This is a genomic window from Paenibacillus diazotrophicus, assembly GCF_042610465.1.
In genome coordinates, this window is the sequence record NZ_JBGJZN010000005.1 from 399,472 (window position 1) to 413,512 (window position 14,041).

The 14,041-nt window shown below is 53.4% G+C and carries 10 protein-coding genes and 1 pseudogene; 9 read left to right on the forward strand and 2 right to left on the reverse strand.

From position 1 onward, the window contains the following. Nucleotides 1–26: 26 nt before the first annotated feature. The 6 genes and pseudogenes from hemC (at nucleotide 27) to ACAN54_RS20790 (ending at nucleotide 6,232) form a co-directional block, all read left to right on the forward strand. Nucleotides 27–1,068, forward strand: a pseudogene (hemC, locus tag ACAN54_RS20765) (hydroxymethylbilane synthase). Nucleotides 1,069–1,073: 5 nt separating this feature from the next. After that, nucleotides 1,074–2,621, forward strand: coding sequence for a uroporphyrinogen-III C-methyltransferase (gene cobA, locus ACAN54_RS20770; protein WP_379159758.1), 1,548 nt, complete (start codon nucleotides 1,074–1,076; stop codon nucleotides 2,619–2,621). A gap of 202 nt (nucleotides 2,622–2,823) precedes the next feature. Beyond that, nucleotides 2,824–3,822 carry a porphobilinogen synthase gene (hemB, locus tag ACAN54_RS20775; RefSeq protein WP_379159761.1) on the forward strand — a complete coding sequence of 333 codons (999 nt, stop codon included), beginning with the start codon at nucleotides 2,824–2,826 and terminating at the stop codon, nucleotides 3,820–3,822. 52 nt (nucleotides 3,823–3,874) lie between these two features. After that, nucleotides 3,875–4,024 carry a hypothetical protein gene (locus ACAN54_RS20780; RefSeq protein ID WP_379159764.1) on the forward strand — a complete coding sequence of 50 codons (150 nt, stop codon included), beginning with the start codon at nucleotides 3,875–3,877 and terminating at the stop codon, nucleotides 4,022–4,024. After that, complete coding sequence (gene hemL / locus ACAN54_RS20785) at nucleotides 3,972–5,273, forward strand: glutamate-1-semialdehyde 2,1-aminomutase (RefSeq protein WP_379159767.1); 1,302 nt, start codon at nucleotides 3,972–3,974, stop codon at nucleotides 5,271–5,273. Before ACAN54_RS20780 ends, hemL begins: the two co-directional genes overlap by 53 nt. 20 nt (nucleotides 5,274–5,293) lie before the next feature. Further along, on the forward strand, nucleotides 5,294–6,232 hold the full coding sequence (locus ACAN54_RS20790) for an RluA family pseudouridine synthase (RefSeq protein WP_379159892.1): 939 nt from the start codon (nucleotides 5,294–5,296) through the stop codon (nucleotides 6,230–6,232). 208 nt (nucleotides 6,233–6,440) lie between these two features. Here the strand turns inward: ACAN54_RS20790 and ACAN54_RS20795 are convergent, their stop codons facing one another. Further along, nucleotides 6,441–6,644 carry a hypothetical protein gene (locus tag ACAN54_RS20795; RefSeq protein WP_379159771.1) on the reverse strand — a complete coding sequence of 68 codons (204 nt, stop codon included), beginning with the start codon at nucleotides 6,642–6,644 and terminating at the stop codon, nucleotides 6,441–6,443. A gap of 263 nt (nucleotides 6,645–6,907) precedes the next feature. Between ACAN54_RS20795 and ypfJ the strand changes: the two genes are divergently transcribed. Further along, on the forward strand, nucleotides 6,908–7,756 hold the full coding sequence (ypfJ, locus tag ACAN54_RS20800; protein ID WP_379159774.1) for a KPN_02809 family neutral zinc metallopeptidase: 849 nt from the start codon (nucleotides 6,908–6,910) through the stop codon (nucleotides 7,754–7,756). Nucleotides 7,757–7,882: 126 nt separating this feature from the next. On the opposite strand, the gene ACAN54_RS20805 is transcribed toward ypfJ, so the two are convergent. Continuing rightward, complete coding sequence (locus ACAN54_RS20805) at nucleotides 7,883–9,124, reverse strand: GGDEF domain-containing protein (protein WP_379159777.1); 1,242 nt, start codon at nucleotides 9,122–9,124, stop codon at nucleotides 7,883–7,885. A gap of 316 nt (nucleotides 9,125–9,440) precedes the next feature. Here ACAN54_RS20805 and ACAN54_RS20810 point away from each other — a divergent pair, with 316 nt between their 5' ends. Together ACAN54_RS20810 and ACAN54_RS20815 are read left to right on the forward strand one after the other, a co-directional pair. Further along, nucleotides 9,441–10,739 carry a LysM peptidoglycan-binding domain-containing protein gene (locus ACAN54_RS20810; RefSeq protein WP_379159780.1) on the forward strand — a complete coding sequence of 433 codons (1,299 nt, stop codon included), beginning with the start codon at nucleotides 9,441–9,443 and terminating at the stop codon, nucleotides 10,737–10,739. A 659-nt stretch (nucleotides 10,740–11,398) separates the two neighbouring features. Further along, on the forward strand, nucleotides 11,399–14,035 hold the full coding sequence (locus ACAN54_RS20815) for a valine--tRNA ligase (RefSeq protein ID WP_379159895.1): 2,637 nt from the start codon (nucleotides 11,399–11,401) through the stop codon (nucleotides 14,033–14,035). The last annotated feature ends 6 nt before the right edge of the window (nucleotides 14,036–14,041 follow it).

The following is a 14,041-nucleotide window of genomic DNA, read 5'->3' on the forward strand; positions in this document are numbered from 1 at the left end:
TTACCAGGTACCAGGAGGGATGAAATATGAGGAAGATTATGGTAGGCAGCAGACAAAGTGCGCTGGCGCTCACGCAGACGGGACAGGTGATTGCCGAGCTGGAGCGGCTGAGCGAGGAGCATGGGTTTGGGTTTACTTTTGAAGTTCATAAGATTGTAACTAAGGGAGACCGGATTCTCGATGTGACGCTGTCGAAAGTCGGCGGTAAAGGGCTGTTCGTCAAGGAAATTGAGCAGGCGATGCTGGCTCATGAGATAGATATGGCTGTACATAGCATGAAGGATATGCCCTCTGAGCTGCCTGAGGGTCTGATGAATGGTGCGGTTCCGAAACGTGTGGACCCCCGGGATTGTCTGATTTCAAACGGCGGGCTTGCACTCGAAGATCTTCCGCAAGGTGCGCGCTTAGGCACAAGCAGCTTGCGCCGGTCCAGCCAGCTTGCCGCACTTCGGCCGGATCTTCAGATTGAGCCGGTACGCGGCAATATTGACTCGCGCCTCCGCAAGCTGGAGAGCGGTGAATATGATGCTATTCTGCTGGCGGCAGCGGGGCTGGCCCGGATGGGCTGGAAGGACCGGGTCACAGCCTATCTGCCTCCGGAGATCTGTCTGCCTGCTGTAGGGCAAGGCGCACTCGGGATAGAGTGCCGGGTGGATGACGCCGATCTGCGCAAGCTACTGGCCTTATACAATGATGAGCAGACCGCGCTTACGGTAGCGGCGGAGCGGACTTTTTTGGGAGCTTTGAATGGCGGCTGTCAGGTGCCGATTGGCGCTTTTGCCGTGCTGGACGCTGAAGCTTCGAATTCTGACTCCCCAAGGCTGATTACATTGACAGGAATGGTGGGAACGCCGGACGGTTCAGTCATTCTCANTGCTGGACGCTGAAGCTTCGAATTCTGACTCCCCAAGGCTGATTACATTGACAGGAATGGTGGGAACGCCGGACGGTTCAGTCATTCTCAAAGAAACCTGCAGCGGGCATAACCCTGTACAGCTGGGTGAAGAGGTGGCAAGAAAGCTTATCGCCAGAGGAGCGGAACAGATTTTGGCGGATGCAAGGGGATGAGGGAATTGAAGGGGAAAGTTTATCTGGTTGGTGCGGGACCTGGGGATGCGAGGCTGATTACGGTTAAAGGGCTGGACTGCATCAAGAAGGCGGATGTACTGGTGTACGACCGTCTCGCCAGTCCCAGACTGCTGAAATGGATGAAGCCCGGCGGGCAAAAAATATATGTAGGCAAGCTGCCGGATCGTCATACGATGAAGCAGGAGGAGATCAACCAACTGCTCGTTGATTTGGCGCTGGAAGGCAAAACGGTAGTCCGGCTGAAGGGCGGGGACCCGACAATTTTTGGTCGTGTGGGTGAAGAGGCCGAGCTGCTGCGCAGGCATGGTATTTATTATGAGATTGTGCCGGGGATCACCTCGGCGATCAGTGTTCCGGCGTATGCCGGTATTCCGGTCACCCACCGGGATATGGCTTCTTCGCTGTCCATTATCACAGGGCATGAAAGCCCGGATAAGCTGGATCATTCCATTCACTGGGATAAAGTAACCAATGCAACGGGTACACTGGTATTCTTGATGGGCGTGGCCAAAATCGGCTATATCAGCTCCCAGCTGATCAAACATGGCCGGCCGCCGGAGACGCCGGTGGCGCTTGTCCGCTGGGGGACACGTGCGGATCAGGAGACGCTGACGGGGACGCTCGCCGACATTGAGGCGAAGGTGAAGGCGGCTGATTTCCAGTCGCCGGCAGTGATTGTTGTCGGCGAGGTGGTGCTGCAGCGCGAGCAGCTCATGTGGGCAGAGGCGCTGCCGCTGTTCGGCAAGCGCATAGTGGTTACACGGGCCCGCAGCCAGGCCAGCGAGCTGGTGGACCGGATTGAGGAGCTCGGCGGCGAGCCCTACGAGTTCCCGGTTATTGAGACGAGGATGCCCGAAGGCACCGAGCAGAAGGCAGCTATTGCCGACGCGCTGGCGGCGCTGGAAGAATACGATTACGTATTCTTTACAAGCGCGAACGGCGTGGAGTTTTTTTGGCGCCACCTGGCGGAGCTGAAGGTGGACGTTCGTGGGCTGCACCGCGCCCGGATCGGCGCGGTGGGCCCGGGCACAGCCGCGGCGCTTGCGCAGCGCGGGCTGATGGCCGAAGAGCTGCCTGGACGCTTCCAGGCAGAGGGTCTGCTTGAAGCCTTCGGACCTGGGCTGCAGCCGGGGCAGAAGGTGCTGCTCCCGCGCGGCGACCTGGCCCGTGAGTGGCTGCCGGACAAGCTTCGGGAGCTCGGCCTGGAGGTGACCGAAGTGGACACCTATGAAACTGTGGTGACGGGTGAAGATGATATAGAGCTGCTCAAGCTGCTGGAAGAAAAACGGATTCATGCGGTTACTTTTACCAGCTCTTCGACGGTGCGCAACTTTATCAGTATTTTGCGGCGTATGGGACTTGAAGATCCCCTTCCGCTGCTGGCGAACGTCAAGATTGCCTGTATCGGTCCAGTCACTGAACAAACCGCCGTAGAGGTCGGGCTGACACCTGGACTTCTTCCTGAAGAAGCGACGATCGAAGCGCTGGTACGGGAGCTCTGCGACTGGAATGAGAGCACGAGGCTGAAATAGACAGCACGTTGAGGCAGACTGCAGGTCTGCCGCGGGCTGGAGAGCTCTTGCTAACAGGCTGTGCCACCCCTTTCCAAGCTAACGATTTAGCTGACGCTCAGACAATACTACCAAATGATCCGGGTTTGCGTGAGAGCGCTTCTTATGCTGCATCCACGACTCTATTTGTGTTTATATATCTACTGTACAGGAGGATATACTTATGGGTTTTCCAATTACAAGACACCGCCGTTTGCGCGGAACAGCAGGAATTCGGGGTATGGTCCGGGAGACGATCCTGAATACGCTGGATTTCATCCAGCCGATTTTTGTTACCTATGGAACAGGTGTGAAAAGTGAGATCAGCTCGATGCCGGGTGTGTATCATTTTTCCCTGGATACGCTGAAGGCGGAAGTGGACGAGATCGCGTCGCTGGGCATCCCAGCCGTGCTGCTGTTCGGGATTCCCGAAACGAAGGATGCGGTCGGCTCCTCTGCGTTTGCTGAGGATGGCATCGTGCAGGAAGCCACACGGCTGATTAAAAAATGGTATCCCGAGTTGCTCGTGGTTGCCGATACCTGTCTGTGCGAATTCACGGATCACGGCCATTGCGGGATGGTTCATACCCATACGGTTGACGGCGTGGTGCATGGCGATGTGATTAACGATGCTTCGCTGGATTTGTTGACACGTACTGCGGTATCCCAGGCTAAGGCGGGTGCCGATATTATCGCTCCATCGAATATGATGGACGGGTTCGTGCATGCTATCCGTGCCGGATTGGATGAGAATGGATTTGAGCATGTGCCTATCATGTCTTATTCGGTAAAATATGCTTCGGCCTTCTACGGTCCGTTCCGTGAAGCTGCAGACTCCGCACCTCAGTTCGGAAACCGCAAAACCTACCAGATGGACCCGGCCAACCTGCGTGAGGCGATCCGGGAAGCGGATTCGGATGTGCTGGAAGGGGCAGATATGCTGATGGTAAAACCGGCCCTGGCCTATCTGGATGTGATCCGCACGATCCGTGACCAGTTCGATCTGCCGCTGGTAGCTTACAATGTGAGCGGTGAATATTCTATGGTCAAAGCAGCGGCTCTACAGGGCTGGATCGACGAGCAGGCAGTTGTGCTCGAAATGCTGACGGGTATGAAACGCGCCGGAGCGGACATCATTATCACCTATTTTGCCAAGGATGCAGCCCGATGGCTGCGCGGATAATTGGACTGAACGCTGCTCTCCTGGGGGCTGCCGGGTCAGAACTTTTCATTAAATGTATCCATCGTCTATCACCGGAGAAGGCCACCGCCTGCTCCGGTTTATCGTTGTAATTCAAGCTGCACAATATGAACTGGACAGGAGTGGTGACAATGAGCAATTTGCCTTTGGCACGGCGGGAAGAGGCTTCCCGCAAGGCTTTTGACGAGGCTAAACAGTACATCCCTGGAGGTGTGAACAGTCCGGTACGGGCGTTCAAATCCGTGGGGCTGACCCCAATTTATGTAGATCACGGCGCGGGTTCACGCATTTATGATATCGACGGCAACAGCTTTATTGACTATGTCTGTTCTTGGGGTCCGCTGATTATGGGCCATGCCCACCCTGAAGTGGTCAAGATGCTGCAGGAGACGGCAGTCAAAGGGACAAGCTTTGGCGCACCGACACTGCTGGAGACAGAAATGGCCAAAACTGTGGTGGAACGAGTTCATTCGGTTGATATCGTACGCATGGTCAATTCCGGTACAGAAGCCACAATGAGTGCGATCCGCTTGGCGCGGGGCTATACCGGACGCAGCAAAATCCTCAAGTTCGAAGGCTCTTACCATGGACATGCGGACAGTCTGCTGATCAAAGCCGGTTCGGGTGTGGCTACACTTGGATTGCCGGATAGTCCTGGTGTGCCTGAAGGCGTGGCCATGAATACGATCACTGTGCCTTACAATGACCTGGAAGGGGTCAAAATCGCCTTCGAACGCTTCGGCAACGAGATTGCTGCTGTAATTGTAGAACCGATTGCCGGAAATATGGGCGTCGTGCCTCCGCTTCCGGGATTTCTGGAGGGTCTGCGCAAGGTGACTACAGGTTATGGCGCGCTGCTCATTTTTGATGAAGTAATGACCGGGTTCCGGGTGAACCGGGGCTGTGCCCAGGGACTGTTCAGCATGGAGCCGGATCTTACCTGCTTCGGCAAAGTAATTGGCGGAGGCCTTCCGGTAGGCGCCTATGGCGGCAAAAGAGAAATCATGGAGCAGATTGCCCCAACCGGCCCGATCTATCAGGCGGGGACACTCAGTGGTAATCCGCTGGCGATGGCAGCGGGTCTGACAACCCTTAACCTCCTGACACCGGAGGTGTATGATCGGTTGGAGATTCTCGGTGCGCGTCTGGAAGCTGGACTAAAGCGCAATGCGGCCGAGACGGGTATCCCGCTCACAGTTAACCGTGTCGGTTCCATGGTCTGCCCTTTCTTCACCGAAGGCCCGGTGACGAATTACGATACGGCCAAAGCCAGTGATCTGGAACGGTTCCGTACCTATTTCGGCAAAATGCTGGATCAGGGCATCAGTGTTCCGCCATCACAATTTGAAGGCATGTTCGTCTCTGCCGCGCATAGCGAGCAGGATATTGATGATACGCTGGAGGCCCATTATCAGGCCTTGAAATCCCTGTGACGGCAGAGAAGGAGTCATCCGTGACAGGCGGCGGGTCCTGGACACGCCGCGGGGAATGGCTGGAAGCCATGCCAGGGCGGGTGATTACCTCTGCTTCAGATCCGGCGGCTGCCATTGACAAGTGGCTGCTGGAGACGGCGGGCATGCCCGCTAAGCTTCATACAAGATTGCAACGCGAGGGCGGTATTCAGTGGAAGGGAGACCGCCTGCGTCTGAGAATGTTCCCTTTTCGTGAGGCAGGAATCGAGCCGGTATGGGCGGCGCTTGAAGTGCTGTTCGAGGATGACTTCTGCCTTGTCGTCCATAAACCTGCGGGTATGGCGGTCCACCCGGACGGCACCGGCAGTGAGATCACTCTGGATCATGTAGTTGCCGGACATTATGCGGCTTCGGGCGGGGGAGTGGCCGTACGCCATATTCACCGTCTGGACAAGGACACAACAGGCCCGGTAATGTACGCGAAGAATGAGTATGCACAGCTCGTACTTGACGAGGATATGCGTGCCAAATCCGTCTCTCGGCTGTACGCCGCGATCGTCCAAGGCATCGTGCCGCCCGGACTGAAGGTTGTGGATGCCCCGATTGGCCGCGACCGCCATCATGCTTCGCGCCGGCGGGTCTCTCCAGGCGGTCAGGATGCAGTAACGCGGATCATTGACCGCGATGTTCTGCAGGGCGGTACCGTGCTTAAGGTGCAGCTTGAAACCGGGCGGACGCATCAGATCCGTGTTCATTTAAGCCATGCGGGCCATCCGCTGTTCGGGGATGCTTTGTACGGCGGACCCTCCTGGAGTGCAGGCGGACTTTCCCATTCCAGCGGAACCGGAAGACAGGCACTGCATGGGGAACGGCTTGCATTCAGTCATCCATGGACCAAAGAACAGCTGGAAGTAGCCGATCCGTGGCCTGAAGATATGCTGCATTTGCGTGAACAACTGGCACCGGGGCGGAAGCCATAAGTGTCCTGTGAGGACCATGACTGTTCGATAAGGTCCAGACTCATGCTGTTCTCGTGGTTCAGCATATCATGTGTACTCTAATAATTAAGTCAAAAGCCCTGCAAGGCTGCGCTCCGGCACAGCTTTGCGGGGCTTTTATTCATGTTATGGCACATTAAACGGATTACTGTTCGAGTGGTACCTAAAGTGGATTCTGCTGCGTTTCGTGCTATTCAGAGAGCCTGCGTTCATACGCCTGAATGTAGCTTTGACCCGCTTGAGTCAATTTACCGGCAGAGATATAGCCGGCTTCATGAATATGCTTCAGCACCGTTTGGAAATCTCTTGGGTCCACTCCTGCTTGCTGGTGTACGGGCTCCATCTCTTGATCAAATACTTTCAAAATCTGATATACAGGATCAGCGCTTGTCATGCCATCAGCCTCCTTTTTAGTGTCGGAGCTTAAATTTCTGGAACAAACAATGCAACAGCATATTCAAGTCCGTCGTAGAGGGTGACGCCTTGAACTACAAGACCAAAAGCTTTTTAACCCGGATGGAAACAGAAAGCCAACTGCATGTAAGAAACTGGCTGCTGCGATGATAAGCAAGCTAACGGATTTTGGGTATAACACTAATAGGAATAGGATTCGCTTGCATGAGAATAGACGATGCATATATGACGGGGGGATACATCATGAAGTGGCAGGGCAGAAGAGGAAGCTCAAATGTGGAGGACCGCCGTGGAATGGGCGGAGGCGGGAAAATGATCGGTGGCGGAATAGGTGGCATCATCATTGTTGTAATAGTGACACTGCTCAGTGGTGGAAATGTCGGAGATATTCTTGGAGGCCTCTCGTCCGGCGGCACCAATACTTCCGCACCTTATGAACAAACGGCTCAGGAGAAGGAGCTGGCGGACTTTGTATCTGTTGTGCTGGCGGATACGGAGGAGGTGTGGACGGGGGTTTTCCAGGAAGAGGGGAAGACTTACACAGATCCAACACTTGTGCTCTATAGCGGCAGTGTAGATTCGGCCTGCGGCACGGCAACTTCAGCAGTGGGGCCGTTTTATTGCCCAGGTGATGCCAAACTGTACATTGACCTCAGCTTTTATGACGAGTTGCAGCAGCGGTTCAAGGCCCCGGGGGATTTTGCTATGGCCTATGTGATTGCCCACGAAGTGGGACACCATGTGCAGACGCTGCTGGGCACTACGAAGAAATTGGACTCGCTCCGTCAGAGCTTGAGCGAGAAAGAATATAATAAATACCAGGTGCGTTTTGAGCTCCAGGCCGATTACCTGGCTGGTGTCTGGGCCAAGCATGCCCAGGGGATGAATTTGTTGGAAGAGGGAGATCTGGATGAGGCGCTGACGGCAGCGAGCGCGGTCGGAGATGACACGATCCAGAAGCAGGCTCAAGGCTATGCGGTACCCGACAGCTTCACCCACGGCACTTCGGAGCAGCGGAAGCGCTGGTTCTACAAGGGCTTCGATTCCGGTACTATTGAAGGCGGCGATACCTTTAATGCGGCCCAGCTTTAGATGAAGCAGGCGGTGGAACCTCTGCTTCATCCGGTGGTCGGCTGCAGCTTGAGGGACAACCTTATACTCAAAACGGCTGCGCTGTCCAGCGAAGGACAGCGCAGCCGTTACTTACATACTTTCAGTTTAGGATTCAAGCTCATTTTTGTAAGACAGCCGGTTGCGGCCCAGCCTTTTGGATTCGAGAAGCAGCTGATCGGCATATACATATCCCTTTTCCATAGAGGTCTTCTGACCGGCTTCCGCCTTGTAATAATAGAGCCCGAAGGAAGCTGAATACACCACCTGGATCCGCTCGTCCTCATACTCCGCGGTGACGCTGTGTCCGGTAATGGTGTCAAGAATCCCCTGAATCTGCGCATAGCAATCTTCGAAAGATTTATGCCTAAGGAACATGGTGAATTCTTCACCCCCGCTGCGGAACAGAATGTCCTCTTCCTGCATATGTGAATTTAGCGTATTGGCAAAGTGGATGATCACCCGGTCGCCGACGGCATGGTTGTAGGTATCGTTGATTTTTTTGAACCGGTCCAGGTCCGCCACAACGATACCAATGCATTCCCCGCTGTGGTTCAACTCTTTCATCATTTTATCCATATGAGCACGGTTGAAGACTCCGGTCAAAAAGTCACGGTAGGCCATCTGCTCAAATTTGTCCCGTTCAAATTTATGCTGGGCGCTTTGGGATTTGGAATAGAAGGAGATGCTCACGATATAGTTCAGCATGAAGAGCGCTATGAGCATTTCCCACTTTCCCATCAGGAGCAGACGCAGTAGCAAGGCATTGGTCAATGCCACCTTGCTGAAGTCCAACAGATTTCTGCTGCGTAGCAGAAGGTTGATGGCTTCTTTGCGGGTGGTGATATCACCTGAGAGTGCAAAGGTAATTGTCAGGAAACTCGAGGACACCAGCGTAGTCACACAGACTACCAGGAGAAACAGCAGCCAGTAGCCCAAAGGCACATGAGCGGCATAAGGATGGAGCAGAGTGTAGAGGTAGTATCCCGCCGAGCCGCCAATCGTGAAAGAACCGATATTGTAGAAAGTGTCCAGGAATTCTCCGGGGTCTGCGGTTTTGGTCTTCTTTTTATAGATAAACACGGTAAACCGGTACAGCACCTCGAACAGAAACGTCCCCAGAGGCCCTGCAAAAATCCCGAATGACGAGGTGTAACTGATCGCATAATCTATATTGGAGTTGCCGCTTCGGGTCACAATACGCAATTGATAATAGAAACTGGAGAAAGCCCAGTATAATAACAGAGCCGTGAAGTATGTATGGTCTAACACCACAGCGTGCCTCGCACTGAAAGCGATGGCCACAGAGGCGGTAAATAGAAAAAGGTCAAATACCCTTGCTTTGGACATAACGTTGACTTCCTTTCAGGAGTTATACCGATTATAACCGAAATTTGGAGTTGTGATAAAAAGTTATTTATAGAAAGTTTGTCATTTATCCATGTCTCGGTCCGGGAGCTGTTCATATAATATTTTGTTCGTCACGATGGATATATTCCAGGGTACCCAAATGGCTTAAGGAGAAGGCGTTCTCTAATCACCGAGGCTGTGTCCAAAGTTGTCATGCCTAAGGGATTTAAGCATATACATGAGGGGAGTAACATTTTGGGCTTATGCTCTGGGCTTGTCTCAGGGTTAGATTATGCCAAGAAGGAGGACATTTCCCGTGTTTGACCAGTCCCATGGCTTGCGGTTTGATATTTATGAACGCATTCATCTGCCTGCAGAACTTCCGGGAATCGCTGAGCTGGAAGAGGTTGAGCTGATTCCGGATATCCAGGTAATTCAGCGGGAGGATCGTGCCGAGCTGTACGGCCAATTGCTGCTTACCGGACTCTACCGCGGAGAAGATGACCGGACCCAGCGTCTGGAACATGCGATTCCCGTAGAAATCACAGTTCCGCTGACCCGGGTCAGCTCGCTTGAAGACATAGGGGTGGAGATCGAGAACTTTGATATTGACCTGCTTACGATGCGCACGGTCAATATCACAGGTGTACTTTCCCTCCGCGGAATCGGGAGTGGTGATGCGCAGCCGGCCTGGCAGCAGGAAGAGTATACAGTAGCTTATTCTGCCGACGACGAGGAGAAGCTACAGGAAGCTCCTGCTGACAAGCGTGAACGTGAAAATGATGCACTCTATGAGAATTCGCTCTGGACCTATGGTGAAGGAGCGACGGATATCCCTGCACACGATCAAGGAAGCGGACATGGCAATGTTGCCGCTGTGGAAGCTCCTGCTCTTGGGTCAAATCCAGTGTTTCCGGAAGAATCGGGATACACTCAGCCTGCTGCGGTTTCCGAGCCGCAGCAAAAGGACAAGGAACCCAAGGTACGGACCCACAGTCTCGATGCCCATTCAGATAATGCGGGCAATGCGGAGGTGTGGGAGTCTATGGCGAGCGGACCGGTTGCAGAAATCCATTCTGTGGATCGGGAAGAGCCTTCACACCTCCAGGAAGCTGTTGAGAACGCAGCAAGCTTACCGGCTGAAGCGGAGAATGAAGCTAAATCCGTATCGGAAGCGGAATCCTTGCCGGAGAAGGAGAACAATGGGGCATTTGCAGCCCCTGATGTCGAGCCTGCAACTGAGGAGAAACCTGATCTGAAGATTGGCCTTGGCAGCAAGAAAGAACAGAAGGAAGAGGAGCGGGAGCATCTTACATTCTCTTCCCTGCTCAGCTCCAGCCGTTCACGCAAGGAACAGGAGGACCAGCGCGCCCAGGAGCTGGCTCCTCCAGCAGCAGCTTCAGATGCCGGCAATAATACAGAATGGAAGAGCCGGTTCATCGGGGGCCGGGGCAGCGCGGATTTATTCCGCAAAGTCCGGCTCTGCATTGTCCAGCGGGAAGAAACACTCGACACGATTGCCGAGAAATATCAGTTAAGTGCAAGGGAATTGGTGATGTACAACCGCCTCACCGGACAGAACGTGGAGGAGGGTCAGGTGCTTTACATTCCCTGAACCAAGCTCTAATAGGAATCCCGGCCGAATATGGCCGGGATTTTTGTATTGGCGCGGAACATGGTATAAGACCCGCAGTTTGTGCATATGCTGGTTGACTAGGAATAGTCCTGAATGTATTATGGGATTAAGTAAAAGCGAAAGACTGGGAACGGGAAGAGTAGGCGGTCAGCCCTTCAGAGAGCGGAAGATGTAATTGCTGTGAACTTCCGCAGGATGCAGCCCCCGAAGTCGCCCCGGAGTCGCCCTTCTAAGCCTGCTGCGCAGATATGATGCACAGGGTAGGATGTGGCCGGACGCAGCCGTTATCTGCATGAGTGTCGCGCTAAGCTTTCGGAACCGTGAGGAACCGGGGCGAAGGTTTATTTTTGTATAGTGCGAAACAAAGGTGGTACCGCGAAAGAATGACCTTTCGTCCTTTGAGACGAAGGGTCTTTTTGTGTTTAAATATAAGGATTTATATGCTTCACGCTATAAAGAGTCCTTATATACCCAGGAAACGGGTGCCCCTTCTTTCAGAGGGCGGCTGACCGTTCTTTTTATAACATGCTATTCAAATGGAGGGTTCAACAATGGCTGATCACAAGAACAAAACGGCTGAGCTGCCTGATTTGCAGGATACCGCACAGCCGCAGGCGCCGGGCAGCAAACAGAGCGATATGCCGACCACATACGATCCGAAGGCGGCAGAGCAGAAATGGTATGCATACTGGATGGAGCATGGCTTCTTCGAAGCCGGCAAACGCCCGGAAGCGGAAGCCTATAGTATTGTTATTCCCCCGCCGAATGTGACGGGTATGCTGCATATCGGGCATGCGCTCGATTTCACACTGCAGGATATTCTGATCCGCACGAAGCGGATGCAGGGCTTCGATACGCTATGGCTGCCTGGAACGGACCATGCGGGTATTGCTACCCAGACCAAGGTGGAGCAGAAGCTGCGCCAGCAGGGCATTTCCCGGCATGACTTGGGACGTGAAAAGTTCCTGGAGCAGGTATGGGCCTGGAAGGATCAATATGCGGAGACGATTCATGAGCAGTGGGCCAAGATGGGCTTGTCCCTGGATTATTCACGCGAGCGGTTTACGCTGGATGAAGGATTGTCCAGTGGGGTGCGGCAGGTATTTGTCAAGTTGTACCGCAAAGGCTTGATATACCGCGGGAAACGGATTATTAACTGGGACCCGGCCGCACGTACGGCTTTGTCTGATATCGAAGTGGAATATAAGGAAGTTAACGGACATCTGTATCACCTTCGTTACCCGCTTAAAGACGGCAGCGGCTTCATTACTGTAGCGACCACGCGTCCGGAGACGATGCTTGGCGATACAGCGGTGGCGGTACATCCCAAGGATGAACGTTATAAAGATCTTATTGGCAAAACCCTGATTCTGCCGATCATTGGCCGTGAGATTCCGATTATTGCCGACGACTATGTGGAGAAGGACTTCGGAAGCGGAGCGGTGAAAATCACACCAGCTCATGATCCGAATGACTTTGAAGTAGGTTTGCGCCACAACCTGCCACAGATTAATGTGATGGACGAGAGCGGAACCATGAATGGGGAAGCGGGTCCATATCAAGGTCAGGACCGCAGTGAATGCCGCAAGAATATCGTTGCGGACCTCAAGGAACAGGGCGTCCTGGTTTCCATTGAAGACCATATACACCAGGTTGGACACAGTGAACGTTCAGGAGCCGTAGTTGAGCCTTATCTGTCCACCCAGTGGTTTGTAAAAATGCAGCCGCTGGCTGAAGCCGCCATTACTGCACAGAAGAATGGTGAAGGCGTCAACTTCGTGCCTGAACGTTTTGAGAAGACCTATTTGAACTGGATCGAAAATGTGCGTGACTGGTGTATTTCCCGTCAATTGTGGTGGGGACACCGCATCCCTGCCTGGTACTCAGAGTCTACGGGTGAAGTGTTTGTAGCCTATACCGAAGAAGAAGCCCACGAAATCAGCGGTCTTGATGACCTGAAGCAGGATGAGGACGTTCTGGACACCTGGTTCAGCTCTAACCTGTGGCCGTTTGCCACGCTGGGCTGGCCGGATGAGAGCAGCAGCGACTATCAGCGCTTTTATCCGAACAATGTGCTGGTTACCGGCTATGACATCATTTACTTCTGGGTAGCACGCATGATCTTCTCCGCGCTTGAATTCACCGGTCAAAAGCCGTTCTCCGATGTATTCATGCACGGTTTGGTACGCGATGCTGAAGGACGCAAAATGTCCAAATCCCTCGGCAACGGGATTGATCCGCTGGATGTTATTGAACAATATGGTGCAGATGCCATGCGCTATATGATTTCTACGGGGATCACGGCGGGCCAGGATCTTCGTTTCCGTATAGAGAAGGTAGAGCAGGCTCGTAACTTTGCCAATAAAATATGGAATGCCTCACGCTTTGCGCTTATGAATCTGGAAGGCGTGAGCTTTGCAAATATTGACATTACAGGTGAGCTTTCGACAGCAGACCGCTGGATTTTACATCGTCTGAACGAAACTTCTCGCGATATTACGCGTCTAATTGACGCATACGAGTATGGCGAGACTGGCCGTCTCCTGTACAACTTCATCTGGGATGACTTGTGCGACTGGTACATCGAATTCTCCAAGCTTACGCTCTATGGAGAGGATGCTGCTGCCAAGGCCAAGACCCAATCGGTGCTTGCTTATGTGCTTGACCGTACGCTGCGTCTGATTCATCCGTTCATGCCGTTCATCACCGAAGAAATCTGGCAGCATCTGCCGCATGAAGGGGATACCATCACTCTGGCCGAATGGCCGAAGTACGAAACTTCCCTGGAGCAGCCGCAGGCTGTGGCGGAAATGAATCTGCTGATGGATGTGATCCGTGCAGTCCGTAATGTCCGTGCTGAAGTTAATGTTCCGATGAGCAAAAAAGTGGAGCTGATCATTAAAGCTTCCAGCGAGGAAACCCTGAGCATCATCACCAAAAATGAAAATTACATTGGGCGCTTCTGCAATACCTCTTCTTTTGAAGCTGGACTTGAGCCAAGCACGCCGGATAAGGTCATGTCCGCTGTGATTACGGGAGCAGAGCTTCTGCTGCCGCTGGCCGGTCTGATTGATATCGATCAGGAAATTATCCGTCTGGAAAAAGAAGTGGAACTCCTAAACAGCGAAGTAGAACGCGTGGAGAAGAAGCTTGGCAATCAGGGCTTTGTCGCCAAAGCACCGGCTAAAGTCATCGAAGAGGAACGGGCAAAGCAGGCTGATTACTCTGCCAAACGTGAAAAAGTGCTGGCCCGCATCGCAGAGCTGAGAGGATAAACGACT

What these genes read in the sequence shown, in the direction of transcription:
- ypfJ (WP_379159774.1), top strand. Translation starts at nt 6,908, where the DNA reads ATGAAGTGGCAGGGCAGAAGAGGAAGCTCAAATGTGGAGGACCGCCGT.
- ACAN54_RS20805 (WP_379159777.1), bottom strand. Translation starts at nt 9,124, where the DNA reads ATGTCCAAAGCAAGGGTATTTGACCTTTTTCTATTTACCGCCTCTGTG.
- ACAN54_RS20795 (WP_379159771.1), bottom strand. Translation starts at nt 6,644, where the DNA reads ATGACAAGCGCTGATCCTGTATATCAGATTTTGAAAGTATTTGATCAA.
- ACAN54_RS20815 (WP_379159895.1), top strand. Translation starts at nt 11,399, where the DNA reads ATGCCGACCACATACGATCCGAAGGCGGCAGAGCAGAAATGGTATGCA.
- ACAN54_RS20780 (WP_379159764.1), top strand. Translation starts at nt 3,875, where the DNA reads ATGTATCCATCGTCTATCACCGGAGAAGGCCACCGCCTGCTCCGGTTT.
- hemL (WP_379159767.1), top strand. Translation starts at nt 3,972, where the DNA reads ATGAGCAATTTGCCTTTGGCACGGCGGGAAGAGGCTTCCCGCAAGGCT.
- hemB (WP_379159761.1), top strand. Translation starts at nt 2,824, where the DNA reads ATGGGTTTTCCAATTACAAGACACCGCCGTTTGCGCGGAACAGCAGGA.